Genomic DNA, 21534 nt, shown 5'->3' with positions numbered 1-21534 from the left:
TGATTCCCAAGAACACTATATAACTAATTTCCAAACAGATTTATATTACCTGAAGCTGAATGCACACTCATCGTGGAAGCCTCCGTATTAGCCGTGCCTACCGTGCCATTCAGGCTTTGGCCGCCGCCGTCCGTCTGAATCTCTGTGGATGCCTCGACGTCTAAGTTGATCTTGCCAGATTGGGTAGATGCATCAATCTCCCCCGTGAAGCCGTTGACGGTGATATTGCCTGAATCGGCGTTCAGCAAGATTGTCTGTCCCTGGCCTTCAAAGGTAATATTGCCGGAAGCTGTGGTCAGACGGATGGATTCAAAGCTTTGTTCCGGCAGCTCCAGGTATACGGTCGCATTCTTTAAATGGATGAATCCGGATGCCGGTTTAGCTTTGACGGTAAGCACACCCGCCTCCAGCGCCGGTAACTCACCGCTCGTTTTCATACGGAGCTTCACTTCCGAATCTTTAGAACGGCTCACCTTAATGGATTGTCCTTCAGTTTCCACTTTAATCTGCTGCACCTTGGATCCCTCGAAAGAAGCTGTTTTCTCCACGGCTTTGTCCCCGCAGCCTGCAAGTACGAGGATAACGAACGCTGCCTCGATGAGGACAAACCATTTCTTGCCTTTATATTTTGTCATATGGATCTCCTTCTTATTGATAAATTACCGGTCTGCAAGAGCCGGGTGGTTATGCCTGCAATGAATAAAAGAACAGTCAACATAAGATAAAGCGCAGGGTTTCTTTCAGATATCTCCAAAAAGTCTAGCGAGGGAACATGATTGAGTGGTCCCACATACCACCAGAGTAAATAAATGACCTCAAACAGCTTTTTTGAGCCGCCTAATGTGCCCAGTGCTAGCGCCAAAGTCGGAATGAAGACGATACCCGTTCCCCAAGCCAACAAGGAAGATATCTGACCCTCCACGATGAAGCGAAGGATTGCACCCGTAGAAAACAGCAAGGTGATGAAGACGCCGGAGAGCCATTCTGTCAACCACTTCGCCAGCGGCGAACTGCTGGACAAGATAAGTTCAGTGGTGAAATTATGTTTATCCCGCGTGCCCAACTGCGACCATAAAGCAAGGGGCCATATCATAATAAAGGGCAGCCATGTGTTTATGGAGTTTGACGTAATCAGCATAGGCCCCGAAATGAGCGCTATAGCGGGCAGCGTCCACCACAGGGACATGCCTTTCAGCATAAGCTTCAGCTCGGCTTTCACCCGCCCGGGTAACCTTGCACTCTTCACTTTTACTGCTGGAGACAGCTTCAGCGAGACACTGTGTTCTATGCCCGCAAGCGGCAAAGATGTAGTTTTTTCCTTGCTCGAAGCAAGTAAAGGATGAACTTTGGATGAGCTTTCCGAGTTTTCAAAACGCCGAAACAGCAGGGCAGACAGGACGACACCCGCTATACCCGCGGCTATCCAGACTAGCCGGATTAGGACAAGCGAATGATCCCATGCTGCGCCCTCCCACACAAACGTGGAGATTGGGCCGTGTGTCGGATAATATCCAAAGCTTCCGCTCTCCTCAAGACTGGAGAGGGTAGGATAATGCTCCGCTGCACTATGAGCCATCGTTTTCAGAATACCGTTGATGCCGAACAAATCCCCCCAATCGCTTGGCGCGGCAATGGCCACCACACCGACAGCGATCCACAGGCAGAAGAACAGTACATTTCCCATAACTCCCTTCAAACCAGGAAACACATCAAACAGGACGGTTAAAGAAGAGAGCAGAAACAGGGAAGGGAAGGTTACATAAAAAAAGGGAGCTATATAATCCATCAGCCGGAGCTGGGAATCTTCTCCCCGCAGCAGCTGCATGGCCATAAAGGCCACTACCAAGACAGCTCCAATTACCAGCAGTACCACAAAATTCGCCGCCGCCTTACTGGCGATATACCTGATTTTCCGGACAGGGGTGGAGGCAATTAACGGCTCGAGCTTCAGGCGCACATCTCCCGATATTTGGCTTCGAAGCATGAAAAAACCGAATAGCCAAAGCAGCATTGTGGACAGCATCGCCGCAAGCCCGCCCAGCCAGGCCGAGTTATAGATCCCTCTGACTCCGCCGATATAAAAGATTTCATACCCGGCAGCCGCATCCGGTACGCAGGCATAGCCGGCAAACACGCTGATTCCTATGACGAGCAGGAAGGAATAGCTGCGCATCTGACTTTTCAAATTGCTTTGGATCATGGCTGAACTCCTAACGAGGACACTGTATACAGGTACGCATCCTCCAGTGAAGCGGGCAGCAGGGTGGCATTTGCGCTGGGACGCAGATCGGAAACGATCCGGGTATGGATGCCGTCGCTGCGCTGAATGGCGCTGCTTATCGTGTATTTGGCCTGCATGTCCGGCAGGGAGGAGGCAGGAAGGATGCAGTTCCAGACCTTCTGCTCCACACTTTGAATCAAGTTCTCCGGTGCCGCATGCTTGACAAGCCGTCCCTTCGCCATCAGGGCGATGGAGGGAGCAATGGACTCGATGTCGGTCACGATATGCGTTGATAAAATAATGATTCTGTCTCCTGACAAGCTGGACAATAAATTCCGGAAACCGATTCTTTCTCCGGGGTCCAGCCCGACCGTAGGTTCGTCGACAATGAGCAGCGACGGATCATTAAGCAGAGATTGGGCAATGCCCACCCGCTGTCTCATGCCGCCCGAGAATCCGCCGAGCAGCCGCTTCCGGTCGTTTGAGAGATTTAATATTTCCAGCAGCTCATTGATTCGGGACCGGGCGGACTTGGCGGACAGGCCTTTCATTGCCGCTATGTATTCCAGAAATTCAAGCGGGGTCAGATTTGGATACACGCCGAAATCCTGCGGCAAATATCCCAGCTCCTTCCGTAAAACCTGCGGCTGCCTGGCAATATCCACACCGTTCCATTTGATTCTCCCTTGACCCGGTTTCTCAATAGTCGCGAGCATCCGCATTAATGTGGATTTACCGGCACCATTTGGGCCGAGCAGTCCGGTCACACCCTGTTTGAGCTTCAAGCTAATACCGCTGAGGGCCTGCTTTGCGCCGTAACTTTTCGATACCTGTTCAATCAGTAGTTCCATTTCTATTCCTCCGTCACAATCCAATTGCCGTACCATTCCTTGGCGGCGTAATATAAGATTAGCCCACAAAAGTAAAAACAAAGTAAAATCGCGGTTAAAAGGAAACAGCAGGCAAGAGAAATTCCAAAAGGAATGATAAACTGAGAGAGAACTTATGCACTCAGGGAGGAAATACCATTGTTGAATGACAACATGAACGCAGAGAAAATTTTGCTGGTCGATGATGAGCTGGGGATTTTGACTTTGCTGGAGATTACGTTGAAGAAAGAGCGCTACCACAACATCACAAGCTGCTCAACTGGGGAACAAGCATTGTTTTTCGTGAAAAATCATACCTATAACCTGATTCTGCTGGATGTAATGCTGGGGGATGTGAATGGCTTTGAGCTGTGCCGTGAGATCCGCAAGTATACGGATACGCCGATTATTTTTATCACCTCCTGCGCAAGTGATTTCGATAAATTGACCGGGCTAGGGATCGGCGGGGATGATTACATTACGAAGCCTTTTAATCCGCTTGAGGTCGTTGCCCGGATCAAAGCTTTGTTCAGAAGACAGAACATCACCCAAGGCTCTTCTTACGGGAATTCGGAAGGTGCCGGGGACAAAGAATACAATTACGGGCATTTTATTCTGAGGCCTGCGGACGCGGCATTGATCGTGAATGGACAGACTGTGGAATGTACAGCCAAAGAGTTGGAGCTGCTCAGCTTCTTTTGCCGGAATCCGAACCGGATCTATACGACATCTCAAATCTATGAACTGGTATGGGGCAGCCCCGGGTATGGCGATGAGAAAACAGTCACTATTCATATCTCCAAGATCCGAAAAAAGCTGGATGACAATCCGAAAGCCCCTGAGCTGATCATTAACCTGAGAGGGATCGGTTATAAATTTGTGCCACCGGTCAAAGGGTCCTGAGATGAAAGCGGGATTACGGTTCAGTGTCCATTTTGCCATCGGATTAATCGCTTGGATGCTTGGACTCGGCATTACCATGATGATTACCGTGGATGTGCTGTTTCCGCTGCTGGGCCTTATGGAAGGGCAGGAGTATTATGATCTGTACATTCTGGCGGTATTTGTACTTAATATTACCGGATGCAGCGTACTGTTCGGCTGGTACTTCGGGAGTCCGTTAAGATTCATGATGTCTTGGATTGCTTCCTTATCGGGCGGGAATTTCGAACCTCCGCCTGCGGCACAGGGCATCTTCAAACGAAGCCGGAAGCTCAAATCCCGCTACCGGCTGTACAGCGAATTGATTGTGAACATTGAGTCGCTGTCCGCCAGCCTGAAGCAGTCCGAACTCGAACGCCGTAAGCTTGAAGATAACAAAAAAGATTGGGTGGCCGGCATCTCGCATGATCTCAAAACACCGTTAACATATGTCACGGGATACTCAGCTCTACTGCTGAATGAAGAGTACAGCTGGAACGCGGATGAACAGCGAACGTTTCTGCAAGAAATCCAGTCCAAAGGGCTGCATATGGAGGAATTGATCAGCGACATCAACCTCTCTTTTCAGATAAATGAGGATCATGCCTCCTTGCCCATGCAGTTTGGCACTCTGGAGTTGATCGGCTTCCTGCAGCGGCTGATCGCCGATGTCGGCAACGATCCAAGAGCGGTGTCCTACCTGTTGAGCCTGGATGCAGAGATAGAATCGCTGGAGCTTGTTGCTGACGAGAAGGTGCTCTACCGGGCGCTGCAAAATGTGCTGATGAATGCCGTGCTTCACAATCCGGAAGGAACTGCCATTCACGTGACTGTGCGGCGGGAAGGGGAGGAAAGTGTGAATATCATGATTTCCGACAATGGCACTGGTATGGACGAAGAAACGCTGAACAATCTATTTCAAAAATATTACCGTGGAGTAAAAGGCAGCTCCCCTAAGCTGGGAACAGGACTCGGCATGGCTATTGTAAAAAACCTGATCCTCGCACACGGGGGCTTCCTGACTGTAGAGAGCGAATTGTGCAAAGGAACCGTATTTCATATCCGTTTGCCTGTCCGGGTGCATGAAAAGTCTACTGGAGCTTGAAGATCAGGTTGATATTTTGAGCAAGATATGAAAAAAAAATTGCTGTATCAAACCCGGAACTTCCATGAACAGTACTATCTGGTTTCGGACAAACGGATAAATTGGACTAGGGGGGGATATGATGTTTTGGACTCCATTATTTGAAAACGACGTACCAGTAGCACACTTCTGCTCTTAGTGGAGTGAGTGTGACTACATCTCTCCGTTAGGGGCATTTTCGACCTAATTAAAAAACGGAGGGTATAATAGATGAAAAACACCTTATTAGGTTCTTTATATTTAACTTTAGCTTCCATTATCTGGGGCGGTATGTACGTTGTTGTTAAAATTGTAGTATCGGTCATACCTCCATTAGAACTTGTATAGATGAGATATTTAGTAGCCATTGTTGCACTTCTCGTTATCGGCTTCATCACAAGACAAAACTGGCGAATTGAGAAACGTTATTTTTTCTTAATCGTAGCTATTGGGCTTATTGGTAATACCATTTCGATTGTTGCACAGGAAACTGGCACCATGTTATCCACAGCACAAATGGGCGCCATTATAACTTCTTCAACACCAGCATTCATGGTTATTTTTGCTCGCCTTATCCTTAAAGAACAGTTGATATTAAAAAAGGGAATCTCTGTTTTATTAGCGACAATTGGGGTGCTTTTCATTGTTGGAATTGGTGATGTGAATTTATCCAGTACACTTGGAGGTATTGCACTGCTGATTGCCGCATTAACATGGGCCCTCATGTCTGTACTTGTAAAACGTTTGCCAAGTGATTACTCACAAATTGTGGTAACCACCTATTCCATCTTAGTAGCCCTAATCGTGTTGACTCCTTTCGTTTTGCCACGGTTACACGAAATTAATATCTCCCAACTGACTCACCCGACTATTTGGGGAGGACTGTTAAATTTGGGTATTGTTTCAACAGCAAGCGGATTTCTACTTTGGAATCGTGGATTACAAATGCTTAACGCCTCAAGTGGAGGAATATTTTTCTTCTTTCAACCCCTGGTTGGAACATTACTTGGATGGCTTGTTCTAGGAGAGAACATAGGTGTAGCGTTTTGGATCGGCTCTATCCTAATTCTCACAGGTGTTCTATTCGTTATCAACGAGAAAAAATAGTATTTAGGAAACTCCATTCGAATGTATGAAGTGCACCCTTGAGAATAGACATTGGAATAAACCCCTGGTTTATCAATGAAATTCTAGGGGGTGCATTTTCTTTTAACACCGGTAATTTAAATTTTGATTCAGTCATACTGATCATCAGACTATCCTTTTGGATAGTACCTATCAATAAAGTGCGTACTACTTTTTTATTTGTGCTCTCCTAAAAATACCTATTATAAATAAGTAAATGCAGGGCTCTTCTTCATAGTCCTAAGTGAGAAGATTATTCGCTGATATGTACTTGCAGCCACTGTTGATATCTCTCCCCATACAATTGCCGGTATGCCCTCAAGTTTTAATTCCTGCTTCATCATTTAGTGGAAGTTGAATATACTTATCCCATCGCCGAGTGAATTCAGGAGATATTCCTGAAATTGCTCGGTTTTTTCATAGAAAGATGCTACATTCAACAGTATAATAGTTTCTGTTATTCAAGTTATATTTATGGAGGAAAATGGATCATGAAATACGACTGTTTAATTGTTGATGATGAAGAAGCGCTATCAACAAGCACCTGTAAATACTTTAATATGCTTGGCGTGAAGACCTATTGGGTAGCAGATGAACAGGCATGCTTTGATTTTTTCACGCAAAACAAGGCCGATTTGATCCTGCTGGATATTAATTTAGGGCAGCAATCCTCCGGATTTGAAATATGCAAAAAACTGAGAATAACCACCAATATCCCTATATTGTTTATAAGTGCACGGACCAGTGATGATGATGTACTGCTTGCACTAAATATCGGTGGAGACGACTATATCCAAAAGCCGTATGCACTCAGTATTATTTTGGCTAAAGTAAAAACGGTATTGAAAAGATATGGAGGCGATGTTGATGTTTTAAGCTTTGGCAGCTTTACAATGGATCTGATCTCGGAAAAGCTGATGAATGATGGCTGCGAGATTAAATTGAAGGCTATGGAATATAAGCTGCTGTCCTATTTAATCCAGAACAAAAATCGCCCTCTCGCTAAAGAGGAGTTGTTCTCTAACGTCTGGAATGACGCAATCACTAGTGACGGAACCTTAAATGTCCATATCCGCAAACTGCGTGAAAAAATTGAAGAAAACCCTAATGAGCCGCGTTATATTAAGACGATTTGGGGGACCGGTTATGTATTTGAGACCGATTAGGGGTGGAAGATGAGCATCAAAAAGGTAACATTCTTGGCGGAAGCCATTCTATTCTTTGGCATTAGTATAATTCTTTTTGTTTTTCAAAGCTTAACTGAAACAGGAACGGATGTTGTTGCTGTAAATGATATTACACAAACGATTGTTGAACATTGGGGCACTCTGGATCAGTCTGCCTTGCCAGGTCATCAATACAGCTTGGAATATACTGTACTGGATAGCCACGGGGAGTTGGTTGGGGCCACAAGACGTGGATTAAGTGAGAATATAGACACTGCTATCTATAATCGGGATACGATTGTGGATATTACGCGCAATGACACGGTATTGGGGAAAGTAATTTTTTATAATAATACAAGTGAACGATGGAAGCATCACAGGGATAAGCTGCTTGTTTTTTTCGGAGTTAATATCATTTTTATCATTTTGTTTTGTTTAATCTATGCAGTATATATCGACAGATCTATTTTTCGCCCTTTTCGTAAACTGCAGGCATTTGCCCGTCATGTGGCAGAGGGCAAGCTGGATATGCCGCTCGAAATGGAAAAGGGCAACGGGTTCGGTGCATTTGCAGAAAGCTTTGACTTAATGAGAGAGGAACTCGCGAAAGCGCGCGAGAACGAAAGACTGGCAAATCAGAGCAAAAAGGAGCTGGTAGCCTCACTTAGCCATGATATAAAAACGCCTGTTGCCTCCATTAAGGCTGTCTCCGAAGTTATGATTTTGAATTCTGTTATTGAGGATGACATAAGCCAGCTGGAAGTGATTAATGCAAAAGCTGACCAGATAAATACATTGATCACGAATATGTTTAGTGCAACATTAGAAGAGTTACAGGAGCTAACTGTCACAGTAACGGAAGAGTCGAGTGTATTACTGGGCGATTTAATCAAAAATGTTGACTATAATAATAGAGCTACTATATCGCCTGTCCCCGAATGCATTGTGCTCGTAGATATGCTTCGGCTTCTGCAGGTAATTGACAATATCATAAGCAACTCTTATAAATACGCGGGTACATCCATTGGTGTATTGGCAAACATCAAAGGACAATATCTGGAGATCGAATTCAAAGACTATGGACGCGGGGTCTCTCCGGAGGAAATCCCACTTCTATTCAATAAATTCTATCGTGCCCAAAATTCAGCCGGCAAAAGTGGAACAGGACTGGGATTGTATATTTCCCAATATCTGATGGACAAAATGTCCGGTGATATCAATTGCAGGAATACAGATGGCGGTTTTGTGGTGATCTTAAAGTTACATATCGCGTGAAAATTTTAGAATTGGTTAAGAACTGTCTAAAGACCCGCTAAGAATTAATAAGCTAAGATAAGACTGTAAATAAAACTTCAACTGCTTTCCAGGCAGTAAGTTTTAACAGTCTTTTTTAATAGGGGGCCACGTAATGAGTCAAGTAATTATCACAACCGATAAGCTTAGTAAATCGTTTTCTACTGGGGGCGTGCAGCAGCACATTCTTAAAAATCTTGATCTGGAGATATTATCCGGGGATTTCACCGTAATCATGGGTTCTTCCGGTGCGGGAAAATCTACGCTCATGTATGCCCTATCAGGTATGGATAAGCCGACGCTAGGCTCCGTTACATACTTTGATCAGGAAATCGCAAAGCTGTCCAATGATAAGCTGGCGGTTTTTCGCAGATTAAATTGCGGATTTGTATTTCAGCAAATGTTCCTGCTCGATAATATGAGTATATTGGATAATGTTATTGCCGCAGGCCTGCTTGTCAGTAATGACAGAAAAGCCATCGCTGCACGAGCAAAAGATCTGTTTGCGCAGGTAGGATTAACTGAAATGATTTGGCGGAAATTCCCTACCCAATTGTCCGGTGGGGAAGCTCAGCGTGCTGCAATTGTGCGTGCATTAATAAACCAGCCAAAGGTTGTTTTTGCCGACGAACCCACAGGCGCTCTTAACTCCGCGGCAGGTAAAGTGGTACTTGATGTGTTGACCGATCTTAACAGCAAGGGGCAAAGCATCATCATGGTTACCCATGATCTGAAATCTGCAAGAAGAGGAAACCGGATTTTATATATGCGTGACGGTGTTATTCATGGCATATGCAACTTAGGCAAATACGTAAGCGGCGACAGGGAGCGGCACGGCAAGCTCCAGGCCTTCCTCACTGAAATGGGGTGGTAAAGTTGCGGAAATTAGCTATGCTCAGCTTTGCAAATATACGAAAAACCAAAGGACACACGGTTTCACTGTTGCTATTGTTCCTCATTGCCGGATTGCTGCTAAATGCGGGCTCGCTAGTGTTTGTGAATTTTGGCAGTTATTTTGAAAAAGTCACCAAAGAGCTTAAGACAAACGATGTGTACTACCTCTTGCCAAATCAGTTATATACCGGAGAGGTAGATGAATACATCAGAAATAATAAAAATGTATCAAACATGCACAAAGAGGATGTGTTATGGGCTTCGGCATCCATCCCCTATAATGGTGAAACACGTGAGACCAGTTTTATTCTCAATGATATGGATAAAAAACGCGAAGTCTCCAAATGGAAATTTGTTGAAGAGCATTTACCACCTGATTCAATGTCGATCTATGTACCGTATGTATTGAATATTGACGGTGGTTACAAGCTGAATGACAAAATTGATCTCACATTGGAAAGTACAGTCTTTACCTTTACCATCAAAGGGTTTACAGAAGATGCCTTTTTCAGTTCTTTTGATACCGGAAGTTTAGGGGCTTATCTTCCCCATGAAACCTATGAAAAGCTTGTTCAGAAGCTGGGTAACAAATATAGTTCAACACTTGTTTTTGCTGATCTTGATAAAATAAATAATGAAATTGAAACAGGGATAGGACAATTAATACAAAAGAATCAAAAATTTGCTGGTTCGACTTTAGCTGCAGCAACCAGTACGGATACATTATCCACCATGGATTTAGATACGTTGAAATCAACCCGTGTTACTATGGCAAATATAATATCGGTAATGTCCATGGCTTTCGCTATTATTATCGCAGTTGTATGCTTTATCGTAGTGCGGTTTAGAATTGGTAACAGCATTGAAGAAGACATGACCAAAATCGGGTCTTTAAAGGCGATCGGGTATACCAGCAGACAAATTATAGGGTCTATTGTAATGCAGTACATGCTTATTGCCTTGGTTGGCAGTATAGCAGGCATATCGTTATCCTATTTAACAACGCCAGTACTTTCTGATATTTTTGCACATCAATCCGGGCTCATGTGGGTGCAAGGCTTTGATGGAGCAATCAGCAGTGTTATTCTATGTACAATTTTATTCATTGTTATCATTGTTTCCTTCATTTCCTCGGGACGAATTCGTAAGCTTAATCCGATTGTAGCCTTAAGAGGCGGAATCACAACCCATAACTTCAGAAAAAACCATTTACCGCTTCATAAGTCAATAGGCAGTCTGCCGGTCGTTCTCGGGTTCAAATCCATGCTGCAAAGCAGGAAGCACACCTTCATGATGGCAGTGATCCTTGCCGCTGTATCTTTTGCCAGTACCTTTGGCCTTGTGATGTTTTATAACACCGTTATTGATACAAAGGCATTTGCAGAGACTCCCGGAGTCGAACTTTCAAATGTGATGGCTGTTTTGAATTCGGATAAGGATCAACCAAAGCTTGTTGAAAACATTAAAAACTTGAAGAATGTAAGAAAAGTGCTGTATCTTGATGAGGCTAAGATTAAGATAGAGAGCTATGATGTAACTGCTTATGTGATGGAGGATTATTCTGCAAAAGAAACAGATATCGTCTATAAGGGCAGATATCCGCTGCATAGCAACGAAGTTGTGCTTGCCGGTATCTTAGCCGACAAGCTGGATAAAAAGGTCGGAGACCGTGTCACGATAAAAGTCGGCGCTAAGCAGGCTGAGTATCTGATCACTGGCTTATCTCAAGGTTCAAATATGGGCGGAATGAATGCGTCGATACGACGGGACGGCTTCCTTAAGCTTAACCCGGACTTTAAACAGCAGAGTCTGCAAATCTATTTGAACAAAAATAGTAAATCTGATGTAGTTTTAAACAAGCTTAAAAGCGACTATGGAGATTCAATCTCGGCAACAGTAGACATGGATAAAACCCTGGAACAGGGTATGGGCACCTACTTATCAATCGTCTCGAAGCTTGGGATTGGCATGATGGTTATAACCTTAGTTGTCGTGATTCTGGTTCTGTATTTTGTAATTAATTCATCGGTTATTCGTAAGAAACGTGAACTGGGTGTACAAAAAGCAATTGGTTTTACAACCTTCCAGCTAATGAATCAGCTCTCGCTTGGATTTCTGCTGCCTATCATGATAGGCGTATTGCTCGGAAGCGCAGCTGGAATTACCCTAACCAATCCATTTATGTCAGTGGCTATGAGTGCTACGGGGATTATGAAGGCGAATTTTATTATCATGACATCGTGGATTACTTTGTTTGGTGTGGCACTTGTCATTGTTTCTTACTTTACTTCGATGCTGATCACATATCGCATCCGTAAAATATCCGCATATGCTTTAGTAAGTGAGTAAATTCGATAGGGTGGGGACGTGGATAATCACGTCCCTTTTTTAGCTTTAATTTATTTGTAATATTTTATATATAGCGCTCGGTGCGATACTATTGTGAAAATATCTTTGCAGGTTTTAAATACGAATTGGCAGACCAAAAAAGCAATCAAGGATCGATTAAGGCGCAAAGCACAAACCATTTATTTAAGAAATATTTAAGATCTACACACCTAGATTTTTAAGTTGTTCAGTCTATACTTTGTACCAAGAAGAAATAGGAGGAACATCAAGCCATTTACGAAGACAGTGCGGAAGCCAAGGTTTATCCTGCTTCACTGACAAAAATTATGACCGCAATTGTCACCCTTGAGCATGTTGATGACTTATCTGCAATCGCTCCGGTAGATCGGAGAACGTTCGGCGAGCTTCTTGCAAGCAACTCTTCTATGGTCGGATTTCGCGAAGATGATGAGGTTACATATTAAAAACGGAGGTGTCTTAGTGAAAAAAATCTTAATGAGTGTATTAACTATAACCATTTTGATTGGAGGAAGCCTCTACTTCAAAAATCAAAGTAGCTACTCAGAATATGCAAGCATGCAGGATGATAAAACCATCTCAGAGGAATTAATTACCGTAGATAATAATCCGAAGGATGTAAAGACAGAGAATGAGAATCCGGGCAATGAGGAACCCCCAGAGGATACAACGCTAGATGATGAGAGGACTTTTGAGGATATTGCCTTGGACAAACGACTTGATGCAGATAGAAAAAGTAATGAAAGAACTTATCGGGAGGAAGGAAGGACAGGGTCATCAATTAGGCCAACGATAGAAATTCCGACTTTGTCTATCGATGATTATATAGGTATCTACAAAACTGTTGATGCATACATGAGAGAAAATTCGGATCGGTTTCCCGAGCCGGCAGACAATGGCACCAGAGGAAGCACTTCTGATCCGAGAATCCAAAATATTCTATATGCAGAAGAAAAATCAGGTATCATAGCAGGATTTGAAGATGAAAACCTGGTGGCATGGGCAGTGAAAAAGCTGGACGGAGCATATACCAACCTCTTGCTAGGGAGAACGTCTGCGGGAGAGGACTGGCAAGTTCTCTCAGAAGGAGACGTATATCAGTTGAGAAAGGAAATTAGCGATGGAAATTAAAGCGGAAAATGTAACAAGAACATTTGGAACGAAACGGGCCATTGATGAACTGAATTTTATTTTGCCTGAAGGTGTGTACGGACTTTTGGGAGATAATGGGGCAGGGAAAAGCACCTTGATGCGAATTCTTGTGGCAATCGACCATCAGACCAGCGGCAAGGTTACCTTTAACGGCAAGGATATCTTCCATATGAACGACGACTACCGTAATCTTGTGGGATATATCCCTCAGGATTTCGAGGTGTATCCCGCGTTCACGGCAAAGGAATATCTGGAATATATGGGAGCGCTGAAGGGACTGTCAAAAAAGGAACTGAAGCACAAAGTTCCAGAGGTATTACAGTTTGTCAACCTGGAGAAAGTTGCCAATAAAAAGGTCAAAACCTTTTCCGGAGGGATGAAAAGGCGGGTGGGCATTGCCCAAGCCATCATCAACGATCCAAAGATATTAATTTTTGACGAGCCCACCGCTGGGCTTGACCCCCATGAGCGAATCCGTTTTTCAAACATCATAAGCGAAATGGGACAGGACAAGATCATCTTGTTTTCTACCCACATTATTTCGGATATCGAAGCAATCACCACCAATGTGATCATCCTAAATCAGGGCAAAATTAAAGAGCAAGGTAATGTGCAAAAGATGTTATCCGGGATTAAAGGAAAAGTGTTCACCGAGGAGATGGACAGAGAGCGACTTGCCACCTTTAAAAAGGAGCACCTGATCGTACGGATCCGGCAGGAAGAAAACGTTGTCAATGTACGTTACTTGGGAGAAAAGGAATCAGGCGCAATCGTATGCGAGCCCACGCTGGAAGATTACTACATCTACTTAGGGAGTGGGAGCCATGCGTAATTTCATTCCATTAGAACTGGAAAAAATATTTAATAAAAATACAGTGATTATCAGCCTACTCTTTCTCACAATTATTCTGATCCCTTTGGTTCAAACCGCCCGGAGTATCGATGTCTTGGATGATGAGGGAACCATACATAGCGGCATTGGGGGCTGGGATATTTTAAGGGAGCGAACGGTTGAGGGCACGATGACGACAGATTATTTATTACAAATGAAACAGAACTACGAAAACAGTGTGGACAAACCTTATATTGAGGGGGAAGTGGATACAGACCGCAAGCTGGGCAAAAAATTGATGTTTCCTCACGATATGCTGAACTGGGAACTGAATTTTCCATATGAAAAGTACCGTGTGCTCGATAACAGCTTAAATTTAACCAATGAGCAGCTCGCCAGTTTTTATGAGGATTGGAAGGGCAGCTTTACCGAATATTTATCCAATGAACAAAATCTATTTCCTTATACAGAGGAACAAATCGAAATCATATCAGAGAAAATGCAAAAAGTATCCACCCCATTTGTATTCAAATACGATAGCGGCTGGGAGTACCTGAAAATAGGTTTATTAGATACAATCTACCTTTTCTTTATGTTCTTGGCCTTCATCCTATGCGAGGGATTCTCCAGAAACGGCAGCAAAGGAATTGACAAGGTGACCTTATCCACCAAAGAGAGCCGGAGGAAGCTGATCAGCTATAAGCTTGGCGCCGCCAGTGTGTTTTCTACGATAGCCTATTTTGTGTATATTGTGATCGTACTGCTGTTTGTTGCTGTAGTCTACACGCTGCACGGCTGGGACTCTTCGGTTCAAATCGGAACGACTACATTTTATTCCATGAATCAGCTTCAAGAGGCGTTACTCTATATTGCCATGGGATACTTTTCCACCCTCGTCGTGACTCATCTTATCCTGTTTTTGTCCGTGATTTTTAAAAGAGGGAAACTGGTATTAGCAATTTCACTGATTTATTTTTATCTCGTCAATACTTATCAGATGGGGAGGGGGGCGCTGATTGAAAAAGTGATGGTCTTCATTCCCCAGAACTTTATCAATAATCTTATAGGGATAGAGAAATTATATTTTGTGGGTAATACCGTGTTTCCTTATGTTTTTGTCGCCCTGTTTCTGGGTACTGTATACATTCTCTTATCTCGAATCGGTATCTCTATATGGATGAGAAGATATTATTTACAGTAGAGGAAGGTAGGTGAAATTATGAGCTATTTATCAAAATTAAACAGAAGTAAAATCCTAAACATAAACGTATTCGGTTTTTTGTTGGCATTGTTTCTGATACTTACCTTTTACAACTTAGACACCATCAAAACAGGTTATTTAAATCAGGCAAGATATGAGGTAACAGATGGGACGGAATACCGGTATTTCTATCAACCGGAGGTATTGGATGAAGTTGAGATTAACAAAATTTTGGAAAAATACAGAGAACTTAGCCTGCCGGAAGACAGGAATACAGCGGATGTTGCAGATTTGCCAGCCTTGGATATGATCGTCCAAGTGTATGGCTCGGACTGGACTGGAATACGCGATATCTCAACAGAACAATTCTATCAGGATAGGTCAGACATCATCAGAAGTGCAGGGGAGGAAGCGGTGGGTTCTAGGGAAGGAAAAAGCAGCGGGACTTTTGGAACGGCTTCCCTCCCCGAACCTATCCGGATGGGTTATGCCGAGGGCTGGAAGAACGTTAACTCAGGGATGAACCAGTGTGTTTTTATTGTCCTGATTCTCATTTCCATTCTGTTGATCCCCATTTTTAACGAAGATGAGACCTTGGGCGTGGACGGACTGGTGAAATCCACGAGGTTTGGGAAACGGAAGTTGAGTAGGGTACGGATCATCAACGCCTTCCAGCTCTCTTCATTGTTCTATCTGGCGGCGGTGGCGATTTACATTACGCCTATTTTTTTTATGTACGGTTTACAAGGAGCGGATTTGCCTATACAAAGTAGTCCACAATTTTTCTTATCAACAGTTGAGGTGAATTACTTCCAGCAGTTTTTGATCAACCTGGTCATTGGATATGTGGCAATCTCACTGATGACAGGGATTACCTTATTGATCAGCGTATTAGTCACACAGGTTTATACTGGCTACGCCCTGTTATTATTCACCATAGCCATATCTTACGCCATTCAGATGAGCGAGGTATTCTTTCTGAAACATTACGTGGGCAATTTTCTGCCCATGCAGATAGCCGAGTTCAACAGCTATTACACAAGTTTTGAACCCTATGGAGGTATTTCTACAATCATTGCCGTTCCTTCCATTACTGTTGCAGTTTTATTTATGCTCCTACTATTTTTGCCAAGATGGATTAATAAAATGAGGTTTACTTCTTAAATTGAGCATTATACATAAAGTAAAAAACAACTTGATCGATTCCATCCGAGAAGATTTCATGAATCTGATGCCATCAATTTTTGGTATTCACGAGGTGCATAGCCTGTGATTTGGCGGAACTGCCGACTAAAATGCTCAATATTCATGTATCCGCAAATTGCGGCGATTTCGGAGATCCGATGCGGACTATGAAGCAGCTTTTCCTTGGCAAGACGGATTCGGCATTGAATGACGTCGTCCATGCACGAAATGCCAAAGGTTGACTTATAGATGGCCTGTAAATAGCCAGAACTGAGATGCACATGTTCGGCCATAGCCGGAACGGCCCAAGAATGACCCGGGTTGTTGTATATCGCTTTGCGCAGATTCAACAAATTTTGATAGTGAGGAGTATTATTCGTACTGTGCGAAGCTTCAATAAGCTTATTGATGATAATTCGGAATAAGTAATCCATAGAAAGCTCCCGGTAAGCGCAGGAAAAGAAATGTTCAGCCGTAAGCAACTGAAACAATTGGTGGAAATATTCCGGGTCGGGCATGGGAAAGGGAACTCCATGTAATAACTTTGATTCCTTCAAATGAATTTCGTCTGAATCAAAATGAATCCAGTCATTCCCATAGCAGTCTGCGCAGGCCCGGTAGAGTATCTTTTGATGTGGTTGGAAGACTACCGCGCAGTTAGCAGGATATTCCTTCATCTCGCCCTCAACCCAGAATTGGGCGGGTGTTCTGGTGAGAAGGAGCAACCATGTATTATGTCCTTCAGGGACGTCATAAACAAAATCTGCGGTATGGATGGCATCATATCCAGCATAGTATATTGTTATCATATCATTAGCCTTTCTTAGAATAGATCAAATATACGACAGTATACATCATTCAATAGAGCCGTGTCATTAACTTATAATTTCATGTATATAATTGAACTGAAATTCTTCTGCTTCGGGATTGGCCGTGACTACAGAGAATGTATGGACTTCCGGCCGCTGTTAGGTTTGGATTTCCTGAATTTAACCGCGAATCACGGTAGAAATCCAAACCTAAAGGCGGACGCTATCGCTCCTCCAGTTCCAAAATTCCCCTCCGCCACTTTTCCCTAAATGTAATTCTCAAGTTCAATCTATTTCTATCCATATGAGAAATAATCAATCAATAACATTCAATTATGAGGTGAAATCATGAAGTACAGCAATCCCGTAATTAAAGGTTTCTATCCCGATCCAAGTGTTTGTAAAGTAAATAATAAGTATTATCTCGTCAGCAGTTCCTTTCAATATTATCCTGGCGTACCTTTGTTCGAAAGCGATGATTTAGTGAACTGGAGACAAATTGGACATTGCTTAACAAGGCAATCACAAGTTCATCTTGAGAAAATAGACAGTTCTGGAGGAGTTTTCGCATGCACTATTAGATATCATAACGGTCGTTTTTACATGACCACCACTAATAATTCTACCGGGCAAAATTTCTACGTTTGGACAGATGACATCTACGGCGAATGGTCGGAACCCATCTTTGTGGACCAAGGGGGGATAGATCCCTCCTTTTACTTTGAAGGTAATTCAACCTACTTTATGAGTAACGGCACTGATGACACTGGAAGGAACAGCATCTTTCAATGTGAGATAGATATCGAAACCGGTGAAAAGCTTACACCAAGCCGCGTGATCTGGCATGGAACAGGGGGACGTTATCTGGAAAGCCCTCACCTCTATAAAATCAATGATCTCTATTACCTAATGGCAGCAGAAGGCGGAACCGAATATGGACACATGATTGTATATGCAAGAGGCAATTCCCCTTACGGACCTTTTGAGTCCTATCCCAATAACCCCGTTTTAACAAACAGGAATCTGGGGGGATATGAGATACAGGGTGTAGGTCACGGAGACTTAATTCAAGATCACGATGGAAATTGGTGGATCGTTCATTTGGGCTTTCGGCAAATCGGCAGATGGGTTATGCATCATCATCTGGGGCGGGAAGTGTTTTTGATGCCAGTTACTTTCCATGAAGATCATTGGTTTACGGTGGGAGACGATGGTACGACTCAGGGGGAAGTTGAAACAAACTACATTCCCAATTCGGTAAAACAGATAGAACAGATGCAATATACTTTTCATAATACAAGCTGGGATATAGATTGGTGTTACTTACGTTATCCCGATAAACAGAATTATTTGCTGGGCGATGGTGAATTGAAATTAAGAGGTTCACAGATTTCATTAGATATGGCGGATTCCCCGACCTTTATAGGCTTGCGTCAAAAGGATTTCCATGCGGAAATCTCCTGTGAGATTAGAGTGAATGATGGTGAAGCGGGAATAACGTTATATATGGATGAGCATCATCATTATGATTTCGCTTTGAGAAGAATAGGGGAGCGAATTGAAGCCGTTAAGCGTCTGAACATCGGAGACATTAAGACCATACACGAACAATCGGACCTAAATTCAAATGTAGCCATTTTAAAAATTATTTCAAATCATGACACTTACTCTTTTCAGGTAATAAGCGATGGCATAGAAATTGATTTGGGCTCTGCGCAAACCAGATACCTCTCCTCAGAGGTTGCCGGAGGTTTTACCGGCGTTGTAATCGGCTTATATGCCCAAGATGGAAGCTGTTCGGAATTCAATGACTTTAGCGACTTTAAATGTACGTATTTTAATTAACAACATGCATTTTGGCGAAAAACCCTCATTATTGCTGACGAGGGTTTTTTCAATGTTGTGTGGGAACGAATAATCAATGGGTTTTGACCATTTCAGTTTGGATTGATACAATAAGGCAAACTATGTCGAATGACTTTAAAATCAGGTGGTGATCTAAGCTTGCAACATGAATACAAACTTTTGGATGTATGGTTGTCTTGGTCTCGCATCAATTCAAATTTAAGTGAAAAGTTAGAACAAGCTCTGCTGCACAATTATAATTTATCTTTGAAGGAGTTCTATGTTTTAAATTTTATATCCAATTCCGGGGAAAAGAAATTACGGCTACAGCAACTTCAAGAACTTGTGGGACTAAGTCAAAGTGCTACATCGAGACTCGTCGTTAGAATGGAAGCTAAAAACTGTGGTGCTTTAGAAAGACATATATGCGAGGATGATCGACGTGGTATTTATACTCGAATTACAGAGTTAGGCGAGAATAAATACCAGCGGGCACTTCAGACCTTTACACAGGTCTTACAAACAGAACTAAAAAGAGAGGGATTTAATTCAGAAGTAGAGAATCTCACGAAAAAATTGTTTTTGTGACCAGTGTAGAGATCCTATTAGTAGAGTTGAGAGGATTGTTAAGTTTAGGATTACGACTTGACATAATTAATTTTCTCCGGTAAATTAAATGCATGCGCATGCTTTTATTGTTACTGTAATTCAATTCAGCTGATAAGGAGTGGATAGCTATGAAGGTGTTAGTAGTCGGATCGAATGGACAAATCGGACAGCACCTTATTCAACTGTTGAAAGCAAGCAACGATCACACCGTCCGGGCGATGGTACGGAATAAAGAACAAGCCGATGCATTTGTACAACAGGGAGTCGAAACTGTTCTCGCGGATTTGGAAGGGACTGTAGACTCCATTGCAACGGCCGCCAAGGGTTGTGACGCTATTGTGTTTACGGCTGGTTCAGGTGGAAAAACGGGTGATGATAAAACACTTTTGATTGATTTGGATGGTGCAGGAAAAACTATTGAAGCTGCCGAAAAAGCAGGCATTGACAGATTCATCATGGTCAGTGCAATTCAGGCGAATAACCGGGACAACTGGCACCATAATATTCTACCGTATTACGCAGCTAAGCATTATGCAGACAAAGTGCTCGAAAGCAGCAGTCTGACATACACGATTATACGTCCAGGAATTTTGTTGAATGAACCAGGAACGGGAAAGGTGTCTGCTGCGGAGAATATCACCGTTGGCAGTATCCCTCGTGAAGATGTAGCGCGTACCATTGTGGCTGCTTTGGAAGAGAAGCACACCTATAAGCGTGCCTTTGATCTGATTGCTGGTTACGACCCGATTCCTGATGCATTGCAAAAGTTCTGAAAAACCATAACCTGAAAGTACATACATGCTTGCGCATGCATGATGACTTTAATTGAAAGTACATACATGCTTGCGCATGCATGATGACTTTAATATATAAGAGCAAAAAGGGGAGCGTTTATCCATGAAAGATTTGTTTAGCCCATATTCTTTTAAAAGTTTAGAATTGAAAAACCGTGTTGTGATGCCTCCAATGTGTCAATACTCCGTCGACAATAAAGATGGTATTGCCACAGATTGGCATTACATGCACTATGTTAGCCGTGCTGTAGGCGGAACTGGTTTAATCATAATTGAAATGACTGATGTAGAGCCCGATGGGCGCATTTCCGATTTCGATCTTGGTCTTTGGTCAGATGATCAGATTCCGGCTCTGAAACGGATTGTAGATGCTTGTCATAGTCACGGTGCCAAAGTGGGAATCCAAATCGCGCACGCTGGACGCAAGGCGGAAGATGCTGAAGTTCCAGTAGCCCCGTCAGCAATCGCTTTTGATGAAAATTCTAAACAGCCCCGGGCACTTACCACCGCAGAGGTAAAAAAAATGGTTGAGAAATTCCGCACTGCTGTAGCTCGCGCTGTCCAGGCTGGATTCGATACTATCGAACTTCATGGTGCGCATGGCTATTTGATCCATCAATTTCATTCTCCACTAACGAACAAACGGGATGATGAATATGGTAAAAATCTTACGTTATTTGGTCGGGAGATCATTCAGGCTGCAAAGGCCGAGATGCCGGAGGACATGCCACTAATCATGCGTATATCAGCTAAAGAATACGTTGAAGGTGGTTATGGGATTCAGGAAAGCATTGCTTTTGCCAAGGAATATCAAGTTGCAGGAGTAGACATGTTTGATATTTCATCAGGTGGCGAGGGAGCTATTGCTGCATGGGGCAGACCAGGAACTCACGCAGCTTATCAAGTACCGCTCGCTAGAGATATCAAACAAGCACTCGATATTCCAGTGATCGCTGTTGGAAGATTGGATGATCCAATTTTGGCGAATGCAGTCATAGGAAATGAAGAGGCCGATTTGATTGCTGTCGGAAGAGGAATGCTGAGAAATCCATATTGGGCCTTAGAAGCTGCATCAAAGCTGAGAAAAGAAACAGCAGTTCCTAAACAGTATACTACTGGATTCTAAGC

General features: G+C 43.3%; 18 protein-coding genes and 1 pseudogene. 15 read left to right on the top strand and 4 right to left on the bottom strand.

Annotated elements, in window-relative coordinates; translation table 11 throughout:
- Positions 1-23: 23 nt before the first annotated feature.
- Genes ACQ76X_RS23085 through ACQ76X_RS23075 form a run of 3 tightly spaced genes read right to left on the bottom strand, consistent with a single transcriptional unit; the run spans position 24 to position 3072 of the window.
- Positions 24-635 (bottom strand): DUF4097 family beta strand repeat-containing protein, encoded by a 612-nt coding sequence (locus ACQ76X_RS23085; RefSeq protein WP_438496098.1) that lies wholly within the window; start codon positions 633-635, stop codon positions 24-26.
- Complete coding sequence (locus tag ACQ76X_RS23080) at positions 632-2200, bottom strand: hypothetical protein (RefSeq protein ID WP_438496097.1); 1569 nt, start codon at positions 2198-2200, stop codon at positions 632-634. The genes ACQ76X_RS23085 and ACQ76X_RS23080 overlap by 4 nt, the downstream gene beginning before the upstream one ends.
- Positions 2197-3072 (bottom strand): ABC transporter ATP-binding protein, encoded by an 876-nt coding sequence (locus tag ACQ76X_RS23075; RefSeq protein ID WP_438496096.1) that lies wholly within the window; start codon positions 3070-3072, stop codon positions 2197-2199. Before ACQ76X_RS23075 ends, ACQ76X_RS23080 begins: the two co-directional genes overlap by 4 nt.
- A gap of 192 nt (positions 3073-3264) precedes the next feature.
- On the opposite strand from ACQ76X_RS23075, the gene ACQ76X_RS23070 reads away from it, so the two are divergent.
- From ACQ76X_RS23070 to ACQ76X_RS23020, 11 genes and pseudogenes are all read left to right on the top strand, one after another.
- Positions 3265-3993, top strand: a complete 729-nt coding sequence (locus ACQ76X_RS23070) for a response regulator transcription factor (protein WP_438496102.1) — start codon at positions 3265-3267, stop codon at positions 3991-3993.
- Between the two features lies 1 nt (position 3994).
- Complete coding sequence (locus ACQ76X_RS23065) at positions 3995-5116, top strand: sensor histidine kinase (RefSeq protein ID WP_438496095.1); 1122 nt, start codon at positions 3995-3997, stop codon at positions 5114-5116.
- A 249-nt stretch (positions 5117-5365) separates the two neighbouring features.
- A pseudogene (locus ACQ76X_RS23060) lies at positions 5366-6241 on the top strand (DMT family transporter).
- Positions 6242-6750: 509 nt separating this feature from the next.
- Positions 6751-7425 carry a response regulator transcription factor gene (locus tag ACQ76X_RS23055; protein WP_438496094.1) on the top strand — a complete coding sequence of 225 codons (675 nt, stop codon included), beginning with the start codon at positions 6751-6753 and terminating at the stop codon, positions 7423-7425.
- A 9-nt stretch (positions 7426-7434) separates the two neighbouring features.
- Positions 7435-8700: a HAMP domain-containing sensor histidine kinase gene (locus tag ACQ76X_RS23050; protein ID WP_438496093.1), complete on the top strand. Its 1266-nt coding sequence runs from the start codon at positions 7435-7437 to the stop codon at positions 8698-8700.
- 133 nt (positions 8701-8833) lie between these two features.
- Positions 8834-9592 carry an ABC transporter ATP-binding protein gene (locus tag ACQ76X_RS23045; protein ID WP_038592197.1) on the top strand — a complete coding sequence of 253 codons (759 nt, stop codon included), beginning with the start codon at positions 8834-8836 and terminating at the stop codon, positions 9590-9592.
- 2 nt (positions 9593-9594) lie between these two features.
- Positions 9595-11961, top strand: a complete 2367-nt coding sequence (locus ACQ76X_RS23040; RefSeq protein ID WP_438496092.1) for an ABC transporter permease — start codon at positions 9595-9597, stop codon at positions 11959-11961.
- 480 nt (positions 11962-12441) lie between these two features.
- Entirely contained in the window at positions 12442-13110 is a 669-nt protein-coding gene (locus ACQ76X_RS23035; protein ID WP_438496091.1) for a hypothetical protein, read from the top strand.
- On the top strand, positions 13100-13963 hold the full coding sequence (locus ACQ76X_RS23030) for an ABC transporter ATP-binding protein (protein ID WP_438496090.1): 864 nt from the start codon (positions 13100-13102) through the stop codon (positions 13961-13963). The genes ACQ76X_RS23035 and ACQ76X_RS23030 overlap by 11 nt, the downstream gene beginning before the upstream one ends.
- The gene (locus tag ACQ76X_RS23025) at positions 13956-15164 is read left to right on the top strand and encodes a hypothetical protein (RefSeq protein ID WP_438496089.1); all 1209 of its coding nucleotides are present in this window, start codon (positions 13956-13958) and stop codon (positions 15162-15164) included. Before ACQ76X_RS23030 ends, ACQ76X_RS23025 begins: the two co-directional genes overlap by 8 nt.
- 18 nt (positions 15165-15182) lie before the next feature.
- Positions 15183-16328: a hypothetical protein gene (locus ACQ76X_RS23020; RefSeq protein WP_438496088.1), complete on the top strand. Its 1146-nt coding sequence runs from the start codon at positions 15183-15185 to the stop codon at positions 16326-16328.
- A gap of 56 nt (positions 16329-16384) precedes the next feature.
- Here the strand turns inward: ACQ76X_RS23020 and ACQ76X_RS23015 are convergent, their stop codons facing one another.
- Complete coding sequence (locus tag ACQ76X_RS23015; protein ID WP_438496087.1) at positions 16385-17158, bottom strand: helix-turn-helix transcriptional regulator; 774 nt, start codon at positions 17156-17158, stop codon at positions 16385-16387.
- A 348-nt stretch (positions 17159-17506) separates the two neighbouring features.
- Between ACQ76X_RS23015 and ACQ76X_RS23010 the strand changes: the two genes are divergently transcribed.
- From ACQ76X_RS23010 to ACQ76X_RS22995, 4 genes are all read left to right on the top strand, one after another.
- Positions 17507-19003 carry a glycoside hydrolase family 43 protein gene (locus ACQ76X_RS23010; protein ID WP_438496086.1) on the top strand — a complete coding sequence of 499 codons (1497 nt, stop codon included), beginning with the start codon at positions 17507-17509 and terminating at the stop codon, positions 19001-19003.
- Between the two features lie 159 nt (positions 19004-19162).
- Positions 19163-19591 (top strand): MarR family winged helix-turn-helix transcriptional regulator, encoded by a 429-nt coding sequence (locus ACQ76X_RS23005; protein WP_438496085.1) that lies wholly within the window; start codon positions 19163-19165, stop codon positions 19589-19591.
- A 149-nt stretch (positions 19592-19740) separates the two neighbouring features.
- Positions 19741-20385, top strand: coding sequence for an SDR family oxidoreductase (locus tag ACQ76X_RS23000; RefSeq protein ID WP_438496084.1), 645 nt, complete (start codon positions 19741-19743; stop codon positions 20383-20385).
- A gap of 124 nt (positions 20386-20509) precedes the next feature.
- Positions 20510-21532, top strand: coding sequence for an NADH:flavin oxidoreductase/NADH oxidase (locus ACQ76X_RS22995; protein WP_438496083.1), 1023 nt, complete (start codon positions 20510-20512; stop codon positions 21530-21532).
- The last annotated feature ends 2 nt before the right edge of the window (positions 21533-21534 follow it).

This window comes from Paenibacillus sp. IHBB 3054, from assembly GCF_051594305.1.
Lineage (GTDB): Bacteria > Bacillota > Bacilli > Paenibacillales > Paenibacillaceae > Paenibacillus_AQ.
Note: the sequence above shows the minus strand (reverse complement) of the source record. Positions and strands in the feature narration are given on the sequence as shown.